Here is a 19,160-nt window from a genome sequence, read left to right as displayed (position 1 = left end):
GCAACCAACGCTGATGATTGCTTCATCGCAGTACCGAGTCAACTCTCGCCGAGTTTCGAAAAAGTTCTCTGCTGATGCGACGTTGCAAAACACGGGCGCCTCGTCCATGCTCTCTGTAGTGCACCGTTCACCCACGACGATCAACGCCTGGAGGTCTACGTGACGCAGAACAGTTCGCCGCACTGGGACCGGTCGCGTCGCGAGCGGACCCCACCCGAGGACCCCCACCCCGACCCGGCCGCCGACACCGCACCCTCCGACTCGTACGCCGATCTCTTCGCGGTCCTCGACCGGGCCGACGTCTCCGAGGCCGTCCGCGCGGCCCTCGCCCACGCCCTCAACCCATCCACCCCGCCCGACCTACCAACCGACCCCGACGCACACCGCCGCCTCCACGCCGCCCGCGAGACCAGCCCCAACCTGCGCCTCCGCTCCCTCGGCCGGACCACCGAACCCCGCCGCCGCTACACCCTGCACGTCACCTTCCCGGCCCACGGCCTGCTCGCCGCCCGCAGCAAAGCAGCCGCCTACACCGAGGCGCTCCTCCTGCTCCGCCCCGAGCTGACCGCCGCCCCCGCCCTGCTGTCCCGCGCCGACCAGTGGAACCACCACGAGCCGGTCACCTGCGGTCGCCCGGGACCCGACGGCGAGGTCTGTGTCCGGGCCGCCGACCATCCCGGCTGCCACTGGGACAGCGTCCTCGGCGGCTCCTGCTGGCGCATCGACAACACGAGCATCGAAAAGCCGACCGGTTCGGCCAGCTACTGCGACCGGACGGAGGATCGGTGAGCCGGCCGGCCCGGGGCGGGACCCTTCCGCCGTACCCCCGGGTCTGTCCCTGCCGGCACTGCGGCCTGGCTGTGCTGCGCGACAACGACGACAACTGGATCCACGCCAGCCTCTCCTACGCCTGCCGGGACCGCTGGGGCCGCGCCTACGGCACCACCGCCGAACCGACCCCGCCGGGCCTGGTCCGGGCCGCCGCGACAGGGCGTCCCGGACCCGAGTCCGGGTCACTGGCCTGGGGTGACGGTTCCGATACGGTGTAGCCATGCCGGAGCAGACCCCCCCACCGCTGCTGCGCGACGTCATCGTCATCCCGGAGTCGCCGTCCGCGAGCGACCTGGTGCTCCGGCTCGCCGACGGCATCACCGACGCCGAGGCGACCTTCAAGGAGTACGTCATCCCGCCCCGCCTGGTCGACAACTTCGACCAGGCGCTCCGGCTGATCCAGAACGCGCTCACCACCGGGGTTTCCCGGGCCGCCTACCTGCACGGCTCGTTCGGCTCCGGCAAGTCACACTTCATGGCAGCCTTGCACGCCCTGCTGCGCGGCGAGCACGCCGCGCGCCGCCGGGAAGAGTTCGCCCCGCTGCTGGCCCGGCACGACGGCTGGCTGGACGGCCGGCGATTCCTGCTCGTGCCCTATCACATGATGGGGGCGAAGTCGCTTGAGCAGCGGGTCCTCGGCGGCTATGTCGAGTATGTCCGCAGGCTGCACCCGGAGGCCCGGATCCCGGCGGTGCACCGCACCGACGCGCTGCTCGACCAGAGCCAGCACCTGCGCGCCCAGATCGGCGACCAGGCGTTCATCGCCGGCCTGCCCGGCGGCGAGGAGGAAGACGACTGGGGCGACACCGACGGCTGGACCAGCGAGAAGCTGGACGCCGCCTTCGCCGCCGCCCCCGAGGACAGCATCCGCCGCGACCTGGTCAACGACCTGCTCAGCACCTGGCAGCAGGGATTTTTCCGGAACGCTCTCGAAGACAAGGAGGGCTTCGTCTCCCTCGACCGGGGGCTCACCGAGATCGCCGCGCACGCCAGGGAGCTGGGTTACGACGGCCTCGTGCTCTTCCTCGACGAGCTGATCCTCTGGCTCGCCAACAGCATCGGCGACCAGCGCTTCGTCGCCCGCGAGATCCAGAAGATCACCAACTTCGTGGAGGGCTCGGAGGCGAGCCGCCCGATCCCGATCGTCACCTTCATCGCGCGCCAGCGCGACCTGCGGGAACTCGTCGGCGAGGACGTCACCGGTGCGCACGACCTCGCCTTCCACGACACCCTCAACCTGGCCAGCGGCCGGTTCGACGTGATCAACCTGGAGGACCGGAACCTGCCGGAGATCACCCGGGCCCGGGTGCTCAAGCGGGTCGGCGAGGACGAGAAGAAGCACGCCCCCGCCGAGGCGGCGATAAACGAGGCGTTCGAGCGGATCACCCGGGTCCGCTCCGACGTCTGGGACGTACTGCTCGGCACCGACACCGGCAGCGGCGCCGACCTCGACTCCTTCCGGCTCAGCTATCCGTTCAGCCCCGCCTTCCTCTCCACGCTGGTCTACGTCTCCAGCGCCCTGCAACGCTCCCGCACCGGCCTCAAACTGATGCGGCAGATGCTTGTCGACCGCCGCGACGAGCTACGGCTCGGCCAACTCATCCCGCTCGGCGACCTCTACGACGTGCTCAGCCGGGGCGGCGACCAGCCGTTCACCGAGCGGCTCAAGGTCGAGTTCGAGACCGCGCAGAAGCTCTACCAGAACCGGCTGCGGCCACACCTGATGGCCGAGCACGGCGTCAGCGACGACGACCTCGAACGCGCCCGGCGCGGCGAGCCGCTCGACCGGGCGCTCGCCGCCCGGGTCCGCGCCTTCACCGGCGACGACCGGATCGTCAAGACCCTGCTGCTGGCCGCCCTCGCCCCCTCGGTGCCAGCGTTGCACAACCTCACCCCGCGCAAGCTCTCCGCGCTCAACCACGGCAGCATCACCAGCCCGATCCCCGGCGGCGAGGTCGGCCTGATCGGCCGGAAGATCGAGCAGTGGGCCGCCCGGTTCGGCGAGATCAAGATGCTCGACGGTGACGGGGTACGCCTCGAACTCGTCGGCGTCGACGTCGGCAGCGTGCTCAACAACGCCCGGCACCTCGACTCCGACGGCGGCCGGCAGAACATGGTCAAACGGCTGCTCTGGGAAGAACTCGGCATCACCGCCACCGACGGCTACTTCGACCAGGCGCACCTGGTCTGGCGGGGCAGCCGGCGCGGCATCGAGGTCGTCTACGGCAACATCCGCGACCCCGACGAACTGCGCGAGGACGCCTTCCACCCGTTCACCCCGCAGACCTGGCGGCTGATCGTCGACTACCCCTTCGACGAGGGCACGCACAGCCCGGCCGAGGACCGCAACCGGGTGCTCGGGTTCAGCTTCACCGCGCGTACCGTCTGCTGGATCCCGGCCACCCTCACCACCAGCCGGCAGCACGACCTCGGCCGGCTCGTGCTGCTCGACGCCCTGCTCAGCGGTCCGCAGGCGGCGCAGCGCTTCGAGACCGCCGCCCGGCACCTCAGCGAGGACGACCGGCGCCGGGCCCACGCCACCCTCACCAACCAGCGCGACGCACTGCTGGTCGCGATGAAAGGTGTGCTGCGCCAGGCGTACGGGGTGGCGAACAAGCAGGCCGCGGACGTGCTCACCACCTACACCGACCACCTGCTCAGCCTCAGCGACCCGCGCGAGCTGACCCTGCCGGTCGGCGCGAAGCTGAGCGCGGTGCTGCCCTGGCTCGCCGACCAGATGCTCTCCGCGCAGTATCCGGCACACCCGGACTTCGACCCGGACCGGCGCGGCGAACCGCTGCGGGTCACCGACCTCAAGACCGCCCTGGAGTACGTCCGCCGGGCCGTCGAGTCCGGCGAGGACCGCACCGAGGTCGACAAGAAGGACCGGACCGTCGTACGCCGCGTCGTCAACCCGCTCGGCCTCGGCGTGATGCACGAGGCGGCGGTCGTGCTCGGCCGGGACTGGGTCGAGCACTTCCAGCGCAGGGCCAACCAGGAGGCGATCGGCGGGGACCTGCGCGTCGCCGACCTGCTGCGCTGGCTCGACGAGCCGCAGCCGCGCGGCCTCGAACCGGCGGTGGCCCAGCTCGTGCTGGCCGCCTTCGCCGAGCAGACCGACCGGACCTGGGTCCGGCACGGCGCGATCCTGACCCCGCAACCCGAACTCACCGCGATCAACGGCGAGCTGGCGCTGCGTACCCCGGAACGGCCGGCCGAGGACGACTGGACCGAGGCCCGGGAGCGGGCCATGCACCTCTTCGGCTTCATGGGGCCGACCCTGGCCCGGGGGCGGCTCGTCGCGATGTTCGTGCAGGACCTCTCCCGGCAGGCGCGGCAGCACCGGGAGGCCGCGCACCGCCTCGTCGACGAGCTGGAACGGCGCGCCGACCGGCTCGGCCTCGACCCGGCCGCCACCGCCGGCCGGCTGCACACCGCGTACGCGGCCCGGGACCTGCTCGACGGCCTGGACAGCCGGCACCGGGACATCGACATCATCACCCAGCTCGCCCGGACCGACCTGGGCGGGCCGGCACAGCGGGCCGGGCGGAGCATCCGGAGCGCCGACGACATCGTCCAGGCCCTCCGGAACACCTCCTGGGACACCTTCGACCTCCTCGACGACCTCGCCGAGCCGTGGGCGGCCGAGGCGGCGGAGATCCTGTCGGCGCTGCGCCGGGCCGCCAACGACGACGAGCTGACCACCCCGCTCGCGGCGGCGCTGAGCCGGGCCCGCAGCCGCAGCACCGACCTGCTCCGCCGGGTCACCCGCAGCCAGCCCCGCCCGGCGACGCCCGACGTGACGCCCGGGGTGACCGTTGCGCCGGCCCGGGAGCCGGTGATGGCGGCCGACCGTGCGGTGCGCGACACCGGCCCGACCGAGCAGGGCAGCGTGCTGCTCGACGGCGACGACCTGACCGAGCTGGTCGAGACGCTCCGCAAGGTCGCCGGCCGCCACCCCGGCAGCCGGATAGAGGTCGTCTGGCGGGTACGCCGGTGACCGTCACCGCATCGTCCCACCGGGCGCTGCCGGTCAACCCCCGCACCCTCGCCCAGCGGATCAGACCCCGGCTCCGCAACCAGCGCACCGGCAACGGCTTGCCCCGGGTGCTGCTGGTCGAGGCGGTGCCGGAGTGGCCGTACGACCCGATCCTGACCGTCGACGACAAGCTCCAGGTCCGGGTCGTCGCCTGCCGCTCCGTCCTGGCCGTCTGGGAGCAGGTCGCCGACGCGCACGACCTGCCCACCGTGCTGCTCACCGACCTCTCCGAGCAGGATCTCGGGATCGGCATCCTCAGCCGGGTGCACCAGCACCGGATCATCGACATGAAGCCGTGGACGCTGATCAGGGAGGCGTTCGGCGCCCGGCAGTCGGACTCCCGGCTGGAGGACCTGCCCTGGGCCGGGCGCGCGCTGCTGGAGGCCACCCCGCCCGGCGGCTGGCCGCAGCTTCCCGGGATCGTCCTGCAACGCGACACCGCCCTGCGCCACCTGACCGTCGAACGGTTCCAGCTCGGCCGGCTCGGCACCGCCGCCGAGGACATCGACCCGGCGACCCTGCTGCGCTGGAGCGCCCTGCCGGCCGCGCCGCAGGCCCTGAGCGCGCTCTCCGCGGCGGAACGGGTCGGGCTGCTCGGCTGGCTCGGCGACGAGTTCGGGCCGGCGCTGCGGATGCTGGCCGCACTGCACGACGTCGGGCACGTCACCGACACCCTGCCGCTCGGACTGGTCTGCGGGGCTCTCTGGGCCGCCGACGACCCGGAGAGCCTGCGCGCCCAGGGCCGGGTCGAGCAGTACCTCGGCGGGATCCACCTCGACCGGGACGTCGTCGCCGCCTTCGCCGCCGCCGCCCACGAGACCATGCTCGGCCTGCTCTCCGACGGCGCCGCCCTCACCGGCCACACCGGGCGCGACCCGCGTCAGCCCGGCCACACCGGCCGCACCGGGCGCGACCCGCGCCAACCTGGCCACACCGGTCGCGCCGGGCGCGACCCGCGCCAGCCCGGCCACCCCGAGGCTGACCCCCGCCAGCCCGGCCACACCGGGCTCGACCCGCGCCAGCTCGGTTACACCGTGCTCGACCGGGCCGAGGAACTGCTGCTCGGCTTCGCCGCGACCGGCGCCGCCCGGCACAGCGACATCCTCCGCGCCAGCTTCACCCACCGGCTCGGCGAGGTCGCCCGCGCCCTCGGCGACACCGTCACCCGCCGCCAGGTGCTGCCGGAGACACTGCCGGCCGCCGCCGAGGCGGTCGCGCGGCTGGCCGCACACCGCCTCGCGGCGCACTACCCGCACCGGGTCGAGCGGGCCGAGATGGCGCTGCGGCTCGCCCGCTGGCTCGCCGAGCCGGCCGCACCGCCGCCCGGCGTCGCCGAGGGAATCGGCCGGCAGGTCGCGCAGTGGTCCTGGGTCGACCTCGCACTCGAACACGTCTGGACCGGTGAGGATGCCCACGCCGAGCTGGCCGCGACCTACCGGCTGATCCATGACCAGGTGCGGCAGCGCCGCCGCGACCTGGACCGCGACTTCGCCGCCCGGCTGGCCGAGTGGACCGCCGCCGGTGGCGGGGGAACGGCGGAGCTGCTCACCGTCGAGACGGTGCTGTCCCGGGTCGTCGCCCCGGTGGTCCGCGAGGAGAACCGGCCGGTACTCGTCGTCGTGGTCGACGGGATGACCGCTGCCATCGCCGCCGACCTCGCCGACCAGCTCACCCGGCAGGGCTGGCTGGAGTACGACCCGCTGGCCGTCCGCCCCGGCCGGAAGGCCGACCCCCGGCGGCGCGGGGTCGTCGCGGCCCTGCCGACGGTGACGGCGGTGTCGCGTACGTCGCTGCTGGCCGGGGAGCTGCGCGCGGGCGGCCAGTCCGAGGAGCGGGCCGCGTTCGAACGTAACCCGCTCTGGCAGGGGCGGCCGGCGTCGCTGTTCCACAAGAGCACCCTGACCGGCGACGCGGGCGAGGTGCTCAGCGACAAACTGATCCAGGCGCTCGGCGACCCGGGCACCGTCGTCGGCGTCGTCGTCAACACCGTCGACGACGCGCTCCGGTACGGCCGGGAGAGCGCCGACGCCGGCTGGCGGCTCGACAACCTCGGTGCGCTGCGCGCCCTGCTCGACTACGCCCGCTACCAGGGCCGGGCGGTGATCGTCACCAGCGACCACGGGCACGTGCTGGACCGCGACACCAGCGCCCGGCCGATCGCCGCCGACCCGGCGTCGGCCCGGCACCGCACCGATCCGGCCCCGGCCGGCGACGGCGAGGTCGCACTCGCCGGCCCCCGGGTGGTCGCCGACGGCGGGCGGGTCGTCGCGCTCTGGGACCCGCAGCTGCGCTACCTGCCCCGGCAGGCCGGCTACCACGGCGGCGCCTCGCTGGCCGAGGTGACCGTGCCGCTGCTCGCCCTGCTGCCGCTCGGCGCGGCGGCCCCGCCCGGCTGGCGCCTGCTCGGCCCGCAGCAGCCGGCATGGTGGACGGCGGCCACGCCGGACGGCACCGTGCCGGGTCAGGCGCTGCCGGCGGCCCCGACGTCGCCCGCCGGGCGGGCGACAGCGGCGACCGGGCGCGGGACGCCGCCGACCCGGCGGGAGCGGTCCGGGGCGCGGCGGAGTGTGCCGGCTCCCGAGCCGGGCAGCACGCTCTTCGACCTGCCCGCCGTCGAGGAGGTGACCGGGACCGCCCCGCCAGGCGGCGGGGCGGCACCGCAGCGGGCCGAGGGGCCCGGGGCGCTTGTCGACGCGCTGCTTGGATCGGAGATGTTCGAGGCACAGCACTCGCTGACACCCCGAAAGGTGCCGATCGGCAAGATCCGGGGAGCCCTGACGGCGCTGCTGGACGCCAACGGGGTGCTGCCGGCCGTACTCGTCGCGGAGAAGGCCGGCGAGCAGCCCGCACGGGCCACCGGATTCGTCACCACGCTCCAGCGGATCTTCAACGTCGACAACTTTCCCGTGCTCTCGCTTGTCGACGACGGGCGTACCGTCCGGCTGGACCTGGCGCTGCTGCGCGAGCAGTTCCAACTGCCGCCGTCGTCGGCGGGGCGGCGGTCGTGAGCGGCACCGGGATCGGCGGCGGGGTCAGCAGTGCGCGGCGTCGCCAGGTGCTGGACGCGCTGCGGCGCGGCGCCGTACCCGAAACCGGCCTGGACCTGCTCGCCGTCGGCCTGGACCGGTTCGCCGCCGCCGTCGCCGAGGAGATCGACACGGTACGCACCGGCGGCGCCGTCTTCAAAGCCATCCGGGGCGAGTACGGCTCCGGCAAGACCTTCTTCGCCCGCTGGCTCGCCGAGCAGGCCAAGCGGGCCAACCTCGCCACCGCCGAGGTGCAGATCTCGGAGAACGAGACCCCGCTGCACCGGCTGGAGACCGTCTACCGGCGGCTCACCGAACGGCTGAGCACCGCCACCTTCCCGCCCAGCGCGCTGCGCCCCGTCGTCGACGCCTGGTTCTATGCCCTGGAGGACGACGTCCTCGGCAGCGGGACGGTGGACCCGGCCGACCAGGCGGCGGTGGACCGGGCCGTCGAGGACCTGCTCGGCCAGCGGCTCGGCGTCGTCGGCCGGACCGCGCCGACCTTCGCCAACGCGCTCCGGGGCTATCGGGCCGCCGTCGCCGCCGGTGACCCGGCCGGGGCCGACGCCGTGCTCGCCTGGCTGGGCGGGCAGCCGCACGTCTCGGCGGCGGCCCGCCGGCACGCCGGCATCCGGGGCGACCTTGACCACTTCGGCGCGCTCGGCTTCCTGCAGGGGCTGCTGGCGGTGCTCCGCGACTGCGGATATCCGGGCCTGCTGCTGGTGCTGGACGAGGTGGAGACCCTGCAACGGGTCCGCTCCGACGCCCGCGACAAGGCGCTCAACGCGCTCCGGCAACTCGTCGACGAGGTGCACTCCGGCCGCTTCCCCGGGCTGTACCTGGTGATCACCGGCACCCCGGCCTTCTACGACGGGCCGCAGGGTGTCGCCCGGCTGGCCCCGCTCGCCGGCCGGCTCGCCACCGACTTCCCGGCCGACCCGCGCTTCGACAACCCCCGGGCGGTGCAGTTGCGCCTGCCCGGCTTCACCGCCGACGCGCTCGTCGAACTCGGCGCCCGGGTACGCGACCTCTTCGCCGCCGGCAACCCGGCCCGGGACCGGCTGCTCCGGCTCGCCGACGACGCGTACCTGGCCGACCTGGCGACCGCGCTCGCCGGCCGGCTCGGCGGGAAGGTCGGGATCGCTCCCCGGCTCTACCTGAAGAAGCTGGTGGCCGGGGTGCTGGACCCGATCGAGCTGCACCCGGACTTCGACCCGCGCCGCGACTTCGCCCCCACCGTCGCCGACGCCGAACTGACCGAGGTGGAACGGAACGCCACCCGGGCCGACGAGATCGCCCTGGACCTGCCGTGACCGTCCTGGACCTGCCGTGACCGCGCTGGACCTGCCGTGACCGCGCTGGACCTGCCGTGACCGCTGGGCCTGCCGACGGCCAGGCGGCCGAGCGGCTCCACCCGGTGCTGCTGCACCACATCGTCAACACGCTCGGCTGGCGGCAGCTCCGCGAGTTGCAGGAGGCCGCGGTCGCGCCGCTGCTCGCCGGGGACGATGCCGTCCTGCTCGCCGCCACCGCCAGCGGCAAGACCGAGGCGGCGGTCTTCCCGCTGCTGTCCAGGATGGCCGGCGAGCAGTGGGCCGGCCTCTCCGTGCTCTACGTCTGCCCGCTGAAAGCGCTGCTGAACAACCTCGAACCCCGGCTCGCCGCCTACGGCTCGTGGCTCGGCCGCCGCGTCGCGGTGTGGCACGGCGACGTGACCGCCCCGACCCGGAAGGCGATCCTGCGCGACCGGCCCGACCTGCTGCTCACCACCCCGGAGTCGATCGAGGCGATGCTGGTCAGCGTGAACGTCGACCACGACCGGTTCTTCGCCGACCTGCGGGCGGTGGTCGTCGACGAGGTGCACGCCTTTGCCGGCGACGACCGGGGCTGGCACCTGCTCGCCGTACTCGAACGGCTCGGCCACGCGATCGGCCGGCCGCTGCAGCGGATCGGGCTCTCCGCGACCGTCGGCAACCCGGCGCAGCTGCTCGACTGGTTGCAGGGCGCGGCGGCGGGGCGCCGGCCGGGGCGGGTCGTGGCGCCGCACCTCGACCCGCCCGCGCCCGGGTCGACGGTGCCGGCCGCCACCACGCCCGGCACCGCGGTGCCGCCCGGAGAGATCGAGCTGGACTACGTCGGCTCGCTCGCGAACGCCGCGACGGTGATCGCGGCCCTGCACGGCGGCGAGAAGCGGCTCGTCTTCTGCGAGTCCCGCCAGGACGTGGAACAGCTCGGGCAGTTGCTCCGGGCAAAGGGTGTCAGCACGTTCCTCTCGCACGCCTCCCTCTCGCTCGACGAACGGCGGCGGGCGGAGCAGGCGTTCGCCGAGGCCCGGGACTGTGTCATCGTCTCCACCAGCACCCTCGAACTCGGCGTCGACGTCGGAGACCTCGACCGGGTCGTCCAGATCGGGGCGCCGCGCTCCGTCGCGTCGTTGCTGCAACGGCTCGGCCGCACCGGGCGGCGACCCGGCACCACCCGCAACTGCCTCTTCCTGACACCCGACCGGCCGAGCCTGCTCCGCGCCGCCGGCCTGCTGCTGCTCTGGGGACGCGGCTGGGTGGAGCCGGTGATCCCGCCGCCCGAGCCACGGCACATCGTCGCCCAGCAGATTCTGGCGCTCTGCCTGCAGGAGCGGCAGGTCGGCGGGCAGGTCTGGCCCGAGTGGTGGAACGGGCTCGAACCCTTCACCAGGACCGCCGCCGACGTGATCCTGCGCCATCTCGTCGACGAGGGCTACCTGCAGCGGGACGGCGACATGCTCTTCATCGGCCCGGAGGCGGAGCTGCGGTTCGGGCACCGCCACTTCATGGGCATGACGGCGGTCTTCACCGCGCCGCCCGAGTTCACGGTGCTGGCCGGGCGCACCGAACTCGGCCGGATCGACCCGAGCCTGCTGGCCGAACAGGTGCCGGGGCCACGCCGGCTCCTCCTCGGCGGTCGGAGCTGGCAGGTCACCTACATCGACTGGCACCGCCGCCGGTGCTTCGTCGAACCCGTCGACGGCGGCGGAAAGGCCCGCTGGACCAGCGCCGGCATCGCCGGGCTCTCATACGAGCTGAGCCGCGCGATGCGTGCGGTGGTGCTCGGGGCGGAACCACCGGTGGCTATCACCCGACGGGCCACCGACCAGCTCGGGGAACTCCGGGAGCAGCACCTGCCGGCCGCGCATCCGGGCGGGACGGTGGTCACCCGGCTCGCCTCGGGTGACGTGCGCTGGTGGACCTGGGCCGGCTTCCGCGCCAACGCCACCCTGACCAGCACACTGGCCGACCTCACCGATCCGATGCAGGACCACACCGACCTCTACCTCCGGCTGCGCCGGGACCTGACCCCCGCGCAGTGGCGGAGCGGGATCGCGGACGCCGCCGACCGGCTCTGCCTGCCGGAGGTCGACGAGAAGGCGCTGACCGGGCTCAAGTTCAACAGCGCGCTACCGCAGCGGCTCGCGCTCGCCACCCTGGCGACCCGGCTGGCCGACCTGCCGGCCGCGCGCGAGGTGCTGCGCGAGCCCAGCCGTTTCGTCGTCACCTGACGAGGGGCGCCCCCGCACCGGTGCGCCGGCCTGGCGGCCACCGCGGTTACCTGGCCGGGCTAACGTGACCGCATGAGTACCCGCGACGTGCCCGCCCAGATCGGCGACCTGCCGCCGATCGGTCGACCGGCCAACAGTGCCCTGCTCGACGCCGGCATCACGACGCTCGCGCAGGTGGCCACGCACAGCCGCCGGGATCTGCTGGCCCTGCACGGCGTCGGGCCGAAGGCGATCCGCATCCTGGACGCCGCGCTAGCGGAGCAGGGCCTCGCCTTCGTCGAGTGACGGCACACGGCAATCCGGCGGGCTCGTTGTCAGCGGCGGTCGTCGGCCGTGTCGACCTCCTGACGCACCTGGGCGGCAAGGGCGCTGAGGGCGGCGAAGTTGATGCTCCAGCCCATGCCGAAGGCGTGCGGCACCAGCAGTCGTGAGTCGTCCGGGTTCCACATCGACCGGCGCAGCTTCTCCGCCGTGGGCGGGCGGAAGTCGTAGGGTACGCCGACGACGTCGCCGTGCCAGGTGCGTTGCTCCGGCGGCTTGTCCAGTTCCTTGGCGACCGCGGCGCCCACCAGCGCACCCGCTGCCGCAGCGATCAGTTTGCTCGCGGTATGGCCCATGGCCCAAGGCTACGACCACCAGCGCCTCCACGCCGACCGGCAGAGGCGCACACTCATCACACCCGGGCTGTCCGACCGTGGCGGGTGGTGCCCGACAGGATCGGTGACCTGGACACCAGAGGCGTTATCGATGCCGGATAACGCCTCTGGTGTCCAGGTGACGGTCTCCACCGTGCATCGGCGTGCGGTGGCAGGGCTGCCGGAGGCGCAGGCGGGGCAGCTCGACAGTCTCTGTGGAGACAGACCGCCTCCCGGCCGCCGCGCCCATGCGGCCCGCTACCGTCGAGCTGGTCGTCGAGCTGGTCGTCGAGCTGGTCGTCGAACTGGTCGGGGCGCTGGTCGGGGCGCTGTCAGCGCACCCGCTGGGCTCCCGCCCCGGGAGTCACGGTGAAGGGGGTCGGTGCGCGGAAGCCGCGTTCGGCGTACGCCTCCGTCACCGCGGAGGCCACCGTGTCGGCCGCCGCCGCGTCGACCAGGGCGAGTACGCAGCCGCCGAAGCCGCCCCCGGTCATCCGGGCACCGTACGCCCCGGCGGCCAGGGCCGCCTCGACGGCGGTGTCCACCTCCGGGACGGTGATCTCGAAGTCGTCCCGCATCGAGGCGTGCGAGGCGGTCAGCAGCGGCCCGATCTCGGCGAGCCGGCCGGCGCGGAGCAGCTCGACGGTCTCCAGCACCCGCTGGTTCTCCGTCACCACGTGCCGCACCCGGCGGCGTACCGTCTCGTCGTCGAGCCGGGCCAGGGCGGCGTCGAGCTTGTCGGCGGCGACGTCCCGCAGCGCCGGCAGGCCGAGTGCGGCGGCGGCCGACTCGCAGGCGGCGCGGCGGGCGGCGTACTCGCCGCCGACGTGCCGGTGCGGCGCGTTGCTGTCGATCACCAGGATGGCGAGGCCGGCGGCGTCGAGGTCGAACGGCACCTGCTCGACGGCGAGGCTGCGGCAGTCGAGGAAGAGTGCATGTCCTGGCTGGCAGCGCAGTGACGCCGACTGGTCCATGATGCCGCAGGGCACCCCGGCGTAGTCGTTCTCGGCCCGCTGGGCCAGTGCCGGCCGGTCGGCGAGCGGCAGGTCCAGCTCGCCGAGGTCGACCAGTGCGGTGAGTACGGCGGACTCCAGCGCCGCCGAGGAGGAGAGCCCGGCCCCGAGCGGTACGTCGGAGGTGATCGCCAGCCGGGCGACGGGCACGTCGTGACCGGCCTCGCGCAGTGCCCAGACGACCCCGGCGACGTATGCCGCCCAGCCGGAGACCCGGCCCGGTTCGGCCGCGTCGGCCCGGCCGAACGAGATCCGTTCACCGGCCTGCTCGGACCAGACCGTCCAGCGCCGTCCCCGCTCCGGTGCGGCGGCGACCACGGTGCGCTGCGGCAGCGCGAAGGGCAGCACGAAACCGTCGTTGTAGTCGGTGTGTTCGCCGATCAGGTTGACCCGGCCGGGTGCCGCCCACACTCCGGCGGGCGGCTCGGCGTACTCGCTGGTGAAGCCGGCGGTGGCCCGGTCGGTGACCGATCCCGCCGGTCCGTCGGGGTGGCTGTTCATGCCGCCGCACCGCCGCCCAGGATCTGCTCCTGGTAGAAGGTCCAGGCGTCGGCGACGATCTCCGGCAGGCCCGGCTTGGCCGGGATCCAGCCCAGGTCGGCGCGGGCCCGCGCGGCGGAGGCGACAAGCGCGGCCGGGTCGCCGGAGCGGCGCGGTGCCATCTCCACCGGCAGCGGGTGCCCGGTCACCTCGCGGACCGCCTCCACCACCTGCCGGTTGGAGAAACCGTTGCCGTTGCCGAGGTTGTAGACGCGGTGCGCACCGGGCTGGGCCGCCGCCAGGGCGAGCAGGTGGGCCCGGGCCAGGTCCTCGACGTGGATGTAGTCGCGGACGCAGGTGCCGTCCTGCGTCGGGTAGTCGTCGCCGAAGAGTTGCAGCTTGTCGCGGCGGCCGGCGGCGACCTGGAGCGCGATCGGGATCAGGTGCGTCTCCGGGTCGTGCCGTTCGCCGAGCGCCACCCCGGGCCGCAGGTACGCCCCGGCGACGTTGAAGTAGCGCAGCGAGACCGCCGCGAGGCCGTGCGCGGTGGCCATCGAGGTGAGCGCCAGGTCGACGGCGAGCTTGGTGGCGCCGTACGTGTTGGTCGGCAGCGGAGCGGCGGTCTCCTCGATCGGCAGCTCGGTCGGGTTGCCGTAGACGGCGGCGGTGGAGGAGAAGACGAAGCGGGGCACCCGGGCGATCCGGGCGGCGTCGAGCAGCGCCAGCGAGCCGACGGTGTTGACCGCCCAGTAGCGCTCCGGCTCGACCATCGACTCGCCGGCGGCGATCAGCGCGGCGAAGTGCAGCACGCCGTCGAACCCGGCGTCCGGGGTGAGCACGGTGGCGGCCTCGGCGACGTCGGCCCGGACGAAGGTGGCCTCCGGGGCCAGCGCCTCGGCGTGTCCGGTACGCAGGTCGTCGAGGACCACCACCTCGTGTCCGGCGTCCAGCAGCAGCCGGGTGACGACGCTGCCGACGTAGCCGGCACCTCCGGTGACGAGCAGTTTCACGCCTGTGGCTCCTTCTGGCTCCGGTGCATCTTCGAGTGTCGCGCGGCGGACCACTGCAGGGCTCCTCGACCGCACGCCCCCAGCATTCCACCACGTTCTGCCAATTCTGCACAGAGTCGAACATCGGTCGGGGATGAAGCAGGTTGACAGATGCCCGCATTGTGCACGTGTGGTGTCTACCATCTCTGACATGCGGGACGGTGGCAGTACCGGGCCCCGGCGACGATCGCCGGGGCGTACTCGACGGCGACCGGGCCCGCTCGCGCGGGCCCTGGCCCGGCTCGTCGTACGGGCGGCGGACGGCTCGACCCGGCTGGTCACCGCGCTGCTCGGGGCCAGCCCGACGGCGGGTCGCGAGCAGATCAGCGAGGCGGAACTGCGCGACCTGGTCGCCGCGAACACCCGGCTCGACCCGGTGGAACGGCGGATCATCGACGAGGTACTCGTTGCCGGCGCCAGCCTGGTCCGGGAGGTGATGATGCCCCGGACCGAGGTGGTCTTCCTGGCCGCCGGACTGCCCCTGACGGAGGCGGCCCAACTCGTCCGGGTCGAGACGCACACCCGGTATCCGGTGGTCGACGGTACCTCCGACGACGTGATCGGCTTCGTGCACCTGCGCGACGTGCTGCTCCGCCCCGACGACGACGCCTGCGCCACCATCGGGGACCTCACCCGGGAGGTGAAGAAGATCCCGGCCAGCCTCCGGGTGCTGGCCGCGCTCACCGAGATGCGCCGGGAGCGCCACCACCTCGCGGTCGTCATCGACGAGTACGGCGGGACGGCCGGGATCGTCACCCTGGAGGACCTCATCGAGGAGCTGGTCGGCGAGATACACGACGAGTACGACACGGCACCCGACCCGGTGCCGGTCGGCGGGCCGACGGAGGTGGACGGCCGGCTCAACCTCGCCGACTTCGCCGAGCGGGCCGGCTTCGCGCTGCCACCGGGGCCGTACGAGACGGTCGGTGGGTTCGTGATGGCCGCCCTCGGACGGCTGCCGGTCCGAGGCGACGAGGTACGGGTGCCGGGTGTGCAGGCGGCTGGCGGCAGCGGCGGCGCCGGACGGTCGACGGGCGGGTTCCGCAACGGCGGCGATCCGGAGGACGGCTCCGGTGGTGGCGGTGGTGGCGGCTGGCTGCTGTTGGTGCTGGCGGTGGAGGGCCGGCGGGTGGCCCGGGTCGGCATCTCGGCGGCCCGGCCGTCGGAGCAGCAGGTGCCGGATCAGTTGACCTGGAGCTTGCGCCAGGTGGCGCCGTCTGCCGAGTAGGCGGCCCAGCCGGAGCCGAAGAGGTCGTACGCGACGTATCCGGCGGCGGTCCGGTCCAGCCGGCCGACGACGGGCAGGCTGCCGCCGGCCCGGCGGAAGGTCGCACCGTCGTCGTCGCTGACGTGGAGGTGCCGGTCGGTGCCGGCGACCAGTAGTCGGCCGTCCAGCAGTGGCACCACCGCCCCGGCGAAGCCGGCCGGTGCGCCGGCTCCGGCGGAGCGGGTCGGTGTGAAGGTGGCACCGCCGTCGCCGGAGTGCAGGAGCGCCAGCACCGTCGAGTCGGCGCCGAGCACCGTCGCGTACGCCTGGCTGCCCAGGCTGGTCACCTCGACCGTACGGGCCGCCGAGGCGGCTCCGGGCAGCCGCACCGTACGCCAGTGTTCTCCCCGGTCCCGGGTCACCGCCGCCGCCGGCGCACCGTCCCGGAAGCCGCCGACCCACCAGGCGCCGTCGGCGGTGGCGGCCGGGGCCACCCAGCAGACGTCGAGATCGGGCCGGGTCGCCGGGGCGTGCGGTCCGGTCGGCCCCGCTTCCGGGTTGCCGGAGACGCCGGTGGTGGGGGGCGTCGGCAGCCACACCTGCACCTCCAGGCCACACCGGCCGCTGCCCGGACCGGCCCGGAGCAGGGCGTCACCGCTCGCCGCCGGAGCTCCTGTCGCGTCGGCGGTGCCGCTGGTCCCGGTCCCGGCCGCCGGCCAGCTTCGTCCGCCGTCGGTGGAGGCGAACGCCCCGCCGGGCACGGTGATCAGCAGCCGGCCGCCGGGAAAGGCCGCCAGGTCCAGCGGCTGCTGGCCGGCGATCTCCGCCGGCAGTTCGGTGTGTTGCCAGCTCAGGCCCCCATCCGAGGTACGGGCGACACTCGCCGGGCACTCGTCGGCGGTCGGGCAGCGGGTCAGCAGGTATCCGTGGTCCGGATCGGCGAACTCGACGTCGGTGATCGTGCCGGGCACGTGCGCGACCGCTGCCTCGGTGAGGCCGTTGATGGTGATGCCGGCGCCGGTGTAGACGGGACCGCCGGGCGGTGCGTCGGCGACCGGCGGCGGCAACCGGTCGGTGTCGTCCGGCGCCCAGAACTGGATCGCCAGGACCGCGGCGAGCGTCACGCCGAGCAGGGCGGCACCACCGGCCGCCCTCGCCGTGCGGTGCCGCCGCCGGGCCGCCGCCCGGTCCCTGATCCGGGCCAGCGGTGGCTGGTCGATGTCGTCCAGCAGGGCCGCCCGGCCGGTTGCCAGCCGTACGTCGAGGGTCGGATCGGAAAACTCCCGGTCGTCAGGCATGTCTCACCCCGGTCGAGCCGCCCGGTCGCATCCGGGTCGGTGGGTCCCCTCCGGTGACCGCCGCCGGGTCACCGGGTCCTGCCGGCTCGTCGCCGGTCTCCTGGTAGTCGCCGAGCCGCTCGGCGAGCGCCGCCCGCCCCCGGTACAGCCGGGACTTCACCGTGCCGGTCGCCACGCCGAGCAGCGTGGCGACCTCGTCGACCGGCAGGTCGGCGAAGTAGTGCAGCACGATCACCTCCCGATAGCTGACCGGCAGGTCGGCCAGGGCCTGCCGCAGGTCGGTCCGCTCCGGTCCGGGTGCGGACTCGACCAGCCGGGCCACCGGACGGTCCCGCAGCAGGATCCTGTCCAGCAGTTGGCGCCGCCGCCAGCGCCGCCGGACCACGTTGACCGCGACCGTACGCAGCCACGCCTCCGGGTTGTCCACGTCGGTCAACCCCCGCGGCCGGGCGATGGCCCGGGCGAACGCCTCCTGCACCACGTCCTGTGCCTCGGCCAGGTCCGTGGTGAAGGCGTAGACCTGGGCGACCAGGCGCCGGTAACAGGCGTGGTACAGCTCGCCCAACGCCTCGTCCGGCGCGCCCTGCCCGCGGCCGGCGCCGTGCCCGCCCCGATTGCGTACCAAGCGCTGTCCTCCCCGGCCCGGCGGTACGGCGCAGCGGGCTGCGGCGAAGTCGCCGGCCGACTCCGGTGTCGAGGGTACGAGTCACCGAGGTGGCGGTCGGTTCCCCGGTTCGTGCACCGCACGCCGCGCGTGACGGCGACGGGGGCGGGTGGCCGGGGGGTGTCCCTATGGGTTGTGTCAAGCAGCGAGGCGGGGTTCGTCCGCCGTTTTGGGCTGGTATGGCCGCTGGGTGCGGAGCATGGCGTGGAGGACGTCGACGCGGCGGCGGGCGAGGCAGATGAGGGCGGCGTTGTGTTTCTTGCCCTCAGCGCGTTTGCGGTCGTAGTAGGCGCGGCTGAGCGGGTCGGCGAGAGCGGCGAACGCGGACAGGAAGAACGCGCGTTTCAGCTGCTTGTTGCCACCCTTGGGTGGGTGTTCACCGCGGATGCTGGTGCCGGAGCGGCGGGTGACCGGGGCCAGGCCGGCGTACGCGGCCAGATGGCCGGGGGTGGGGAACGAGCTGCCGTCGCCGACTTCGAGCAGGATTCGGGCTGCGGTCCTGACGCCGATGCCGGGCATCGACGTCAGGACCGGGGCAAGAGGGTGCGTATCGAGCATCCCTTCGACCTGTTCGGCGACCTGGTCGCGTTGTCGCAGCAGGTCACGCAGGTTGTCGGCGAGTCGGGGAAGGACGGTCTCGGCGGCGGTGGTGCCCGGGACCACGACGGTCTGCGCGTCGAGTGCGGCGAAGATCTGCTCGACCAGGCGGGTGCCCATGCGCGGCGCGCGGGCCTTGACGATCTCGGTGAGTTTCGCCCGGCCGGCCTTGCGCAGACCGGTGGGTCCGCCGCACCGCGAGAGCGCCTCGAGTACTGCGGGGTGCTGCAGCTTCGGTCCCAGGACGCGTTCCAGGGGTGGGTGGATCTGGGTGAGCAGGCCCCGGATGCGGTTGGCCACGCGGGTGACCTCGCTGGCGAGGTCGTCGTCGTAGCCGACCATCACCTCCAGTTCGGCCAGGGTCTCGTCGCCGGTGTCGACCCGACGCAGGGTGTGGGGCAGGGTGCGGGCGGCGTCGGCGATGACGTAGGCGTCGCGGGCGTCGGTCTTCGCGGTGCCGGGGTGCAGGTCGGCCAGCCGGCGCATGACCAGACCGGGCAGGTAGGCCACTTGGTGGCCGCCGGCGCGGGCGACCGCGACAGGCAGCGCACCGATCGAGGCGGGCTGGTCGACCACGGCCAGGATCCGGCCGTGGCGGGCGAGTTTGTCGAACAGTTTCCGCAGCCCGGTCTCGGTGTTGGGCAGGGTCGCGTCGTGCAGCCGCTTGCCCTCACGGTTCAACGCGACCGCGTGGTGTCCTTCCTTGCCCACATCGAGTCCGATGAAGACGCCGAACCCGTCGTGCACAGCCTGCCCTCCTCACCGCGATGTCCTGGCTCGGCCGCT

Annotated in this window: 14 protein-coding genes; 8 read left to right on the top strand and 6 right to left on the bottom strand. The window is 73.8% G+C overall.

The window, feature by feature from the left end:
* The first annotated feature begins 159 nt into the window (after positions 1–159).
* From ACN28C_RS01605 to ACN28C_RS01575, 7 genes are all read left to right on the top strand, one after another.
* Positions 160–789: a hypothetical protein gene (locus tag ACN28C_RS01605; protein ID WP_422771844.1), complete on the top strand. Its 630-nt coding sequence runs from the start codon at positions 160–162 to the stop codon at positions 787–789.
* Positions 786–1,049 carry a hypothetical protein gene (locus ACN28C_RS01600; protein ID WP_422771843.1) on the top strand — a complete coding sequence of 88 codons (264 nt, stop codon included), beginning with the start codon at positions 786–788 and terminating at the stop codon, positions 1,047–1,049. Before ACN28C_RS01605 ends, ACN28C_RS01600 begins: the two co-directional genes overlap by 4 nt.
* Positions 1,050–1,051: 2 nt before the next feature.
* The gene (locus tag ACN28C_RS01595) at positions 1,052–4,831 is read left to right on the top strand and encodes a hypothetical protein (RefSeq protein ID WP_422771842.1); all 3,780 of its coding nucleotides are present in this window, start codon (positions 1,052–1,054) and stop codon (positions 4,829–4,831) included.
* Positions 4,828–7,878: a BREX-2 system phosphatase PglZ gene (gene pglZ, locus ACN28C_RS01590; RefSeq protein ID WP_422771841.1), complete on the top strand. Its 3,051-nt coding sequence runs from the start codon at positions 4,828–4,830 to the stop codon at positions 7,876–7,878. Before ACN28C_RS01595 ends, pglZ begins: the two co-directional genes overlap by 4 nt.
* Positions 7,875–9,209: a BREX system ATP-binding protein BrxD gene (gene brxD, locus ACN28C_RS01585; RefSeq protein WP_422771840.1), complete on the top strand. Its 1,335-nt coding sequence runs from the start codon at positions 7,875–7,877 to the stop codon at positions 9,207–9,209. The genes pglZ and brxD overlap by 4 nt, the downstream gene beginning before the upstream one ends.
* Before the next feature lie 56 nt (positions 9,210–9,265).
* Positions 9,266–11,431, top strand: a complete 2,166-nt coding sequence (locus ACN28C_RS01580; protein ID WP_422771839.1) for a DEAD/DEAH box helicase — start codon at positions 9,266–9,268, stop codon at positions 11,429–11,431.
* A 72-nt stretch (positions 11,432–11,503) separates the two neighbouring features.
* The gene (locus ACN28C_RS01575; RefSeq protein WP_422771838.1) at positions 11,504–11,716 is read left to right on the top strand and encodes a DNA-binding protein; all 213 of its coding nucleotides are present in this window, start codon (positions 11,504–11,506) and stop codon (positions 11,714–11,716) included.
* Between the two features lie 29 nt (positions 11,717–11,745).
* On the opposite strand, the gene ACN28C_RS01570 is transcribed toward ACN28C_RS01575, so the two are convergent.
* The 3 genes from ACN28C_RS01570 to galE form a co-directional block, all read right to left on the bottom strand.
* Positions 11,746–12,048 carry a DUF5808 domain-containing protein gene (locus ACN28C_RS01570; protein ID WP_422771837.1) on the bottom strand — a complete coding sequence of 101 codons (303 nt, stop codon included), beginning with the start codon at positions 12,046–12,048 and terminating at the stop codon, positions 11,746–11,748.
* Positions 12,049–12,398: 350 nt separating this feature from the next.
* Entirely contained in the window at positions 12,399–13,580 is a 1,182-nt protein-coding gene (gene galK / locus ACN28C_RS01565; RefSeq protein ID WP_422771836.1) for a galactokinase, read from the bottom strand.
* On the bottom strand, positions 13,577–14,569 hold the full coding sequence (galE, locus tag ACN28C_RS01560) for a UDP-glucose 4-epimerase GalE (protein ID WP_422771835.1): 993 nt from the start codon (positions 14,567–14,569) through the stop codon (positions 13,577–13,579). Before galE ends, galK begins: the two co-directional genes overlap by 4 nt.
* Positions 14,570–14,759: 190 nt before the next feature.
* On the opposite strand from galE, the gene ACN28C_RS01555 reads away from it, so the two are divergent.
* Complete coding sequence (locus ACN28C_RS01555) at positions 14,760–15,836, top strand: hemolysin family protein (protein ID WP_422771834.1); 1,077 nt, start codon at positions 14,760–14,762, stop codon at positions 15,834–15,836.
* Here the strand turns inward: ACN28C_RS01555 and ACN28C_RS01550 are convergent.
* From ACN28C_RS01550 to ACN28C_RS01540, 3 genes are all read right to left on the bottom strand, one after another.
* A complete protein-coding gene (locus tag ACN28C_RS01550) occupies positions 15,791–17,113 on the bottom strand; it encodes a hypothetical protein (protein ID WP_422771833.1) in 1,323 nt (440 codons plus the stop codon). The two genes, ACN28C_RS01555 and ACN28C_RS01550, sit on opposite strands and share 46 nt — an antisense overlap.
* Positions 17,106–17,738 (bottom strand): RNA polymerase sigma factor, encoded by a 633-nt coding sequence (locus tag ACN28C_RS01545; RefSeq protein ID WP_422771832.1) that lies wholly within the window; start codon positions 17,736–17,738, stop codon positions 17,106–17,108. Before ACN28C_RS01545 ends, ACN28C_RS01550 begins: the two co-directional genes overlap by 8 nt.
* A gap of 177 nt (positions 17,739–17,915) precedes the next feature.
* Positions 17,916–19,121 (bottom strand): IS110 family transposase, encoded by a 1,206-nt coding sequence (locus tag ACN28C_RS01540; protein ID WP_422769885.1) that lies wholly within the window; start codon positions 19,119–19,121, stop codon positions 17,916–17,918.
* Positions 19,122–19,160 lie beyond the last annotated feature (39 nt).

Origin of the sequence: Plantactinospora sp. WMMC1484 (assembly GCF_049315195.1) — a bacterium.
In the GTDB taxonomy this organism is placed as follows: Bacteria; Actinomycetota; Actinomycetes; order Mycobacteriales; family Micromonosporaceae; genus Plantactinospora.
This window is presented reverse-complemented; position numbering and strand designations above follow the sequence as displayed.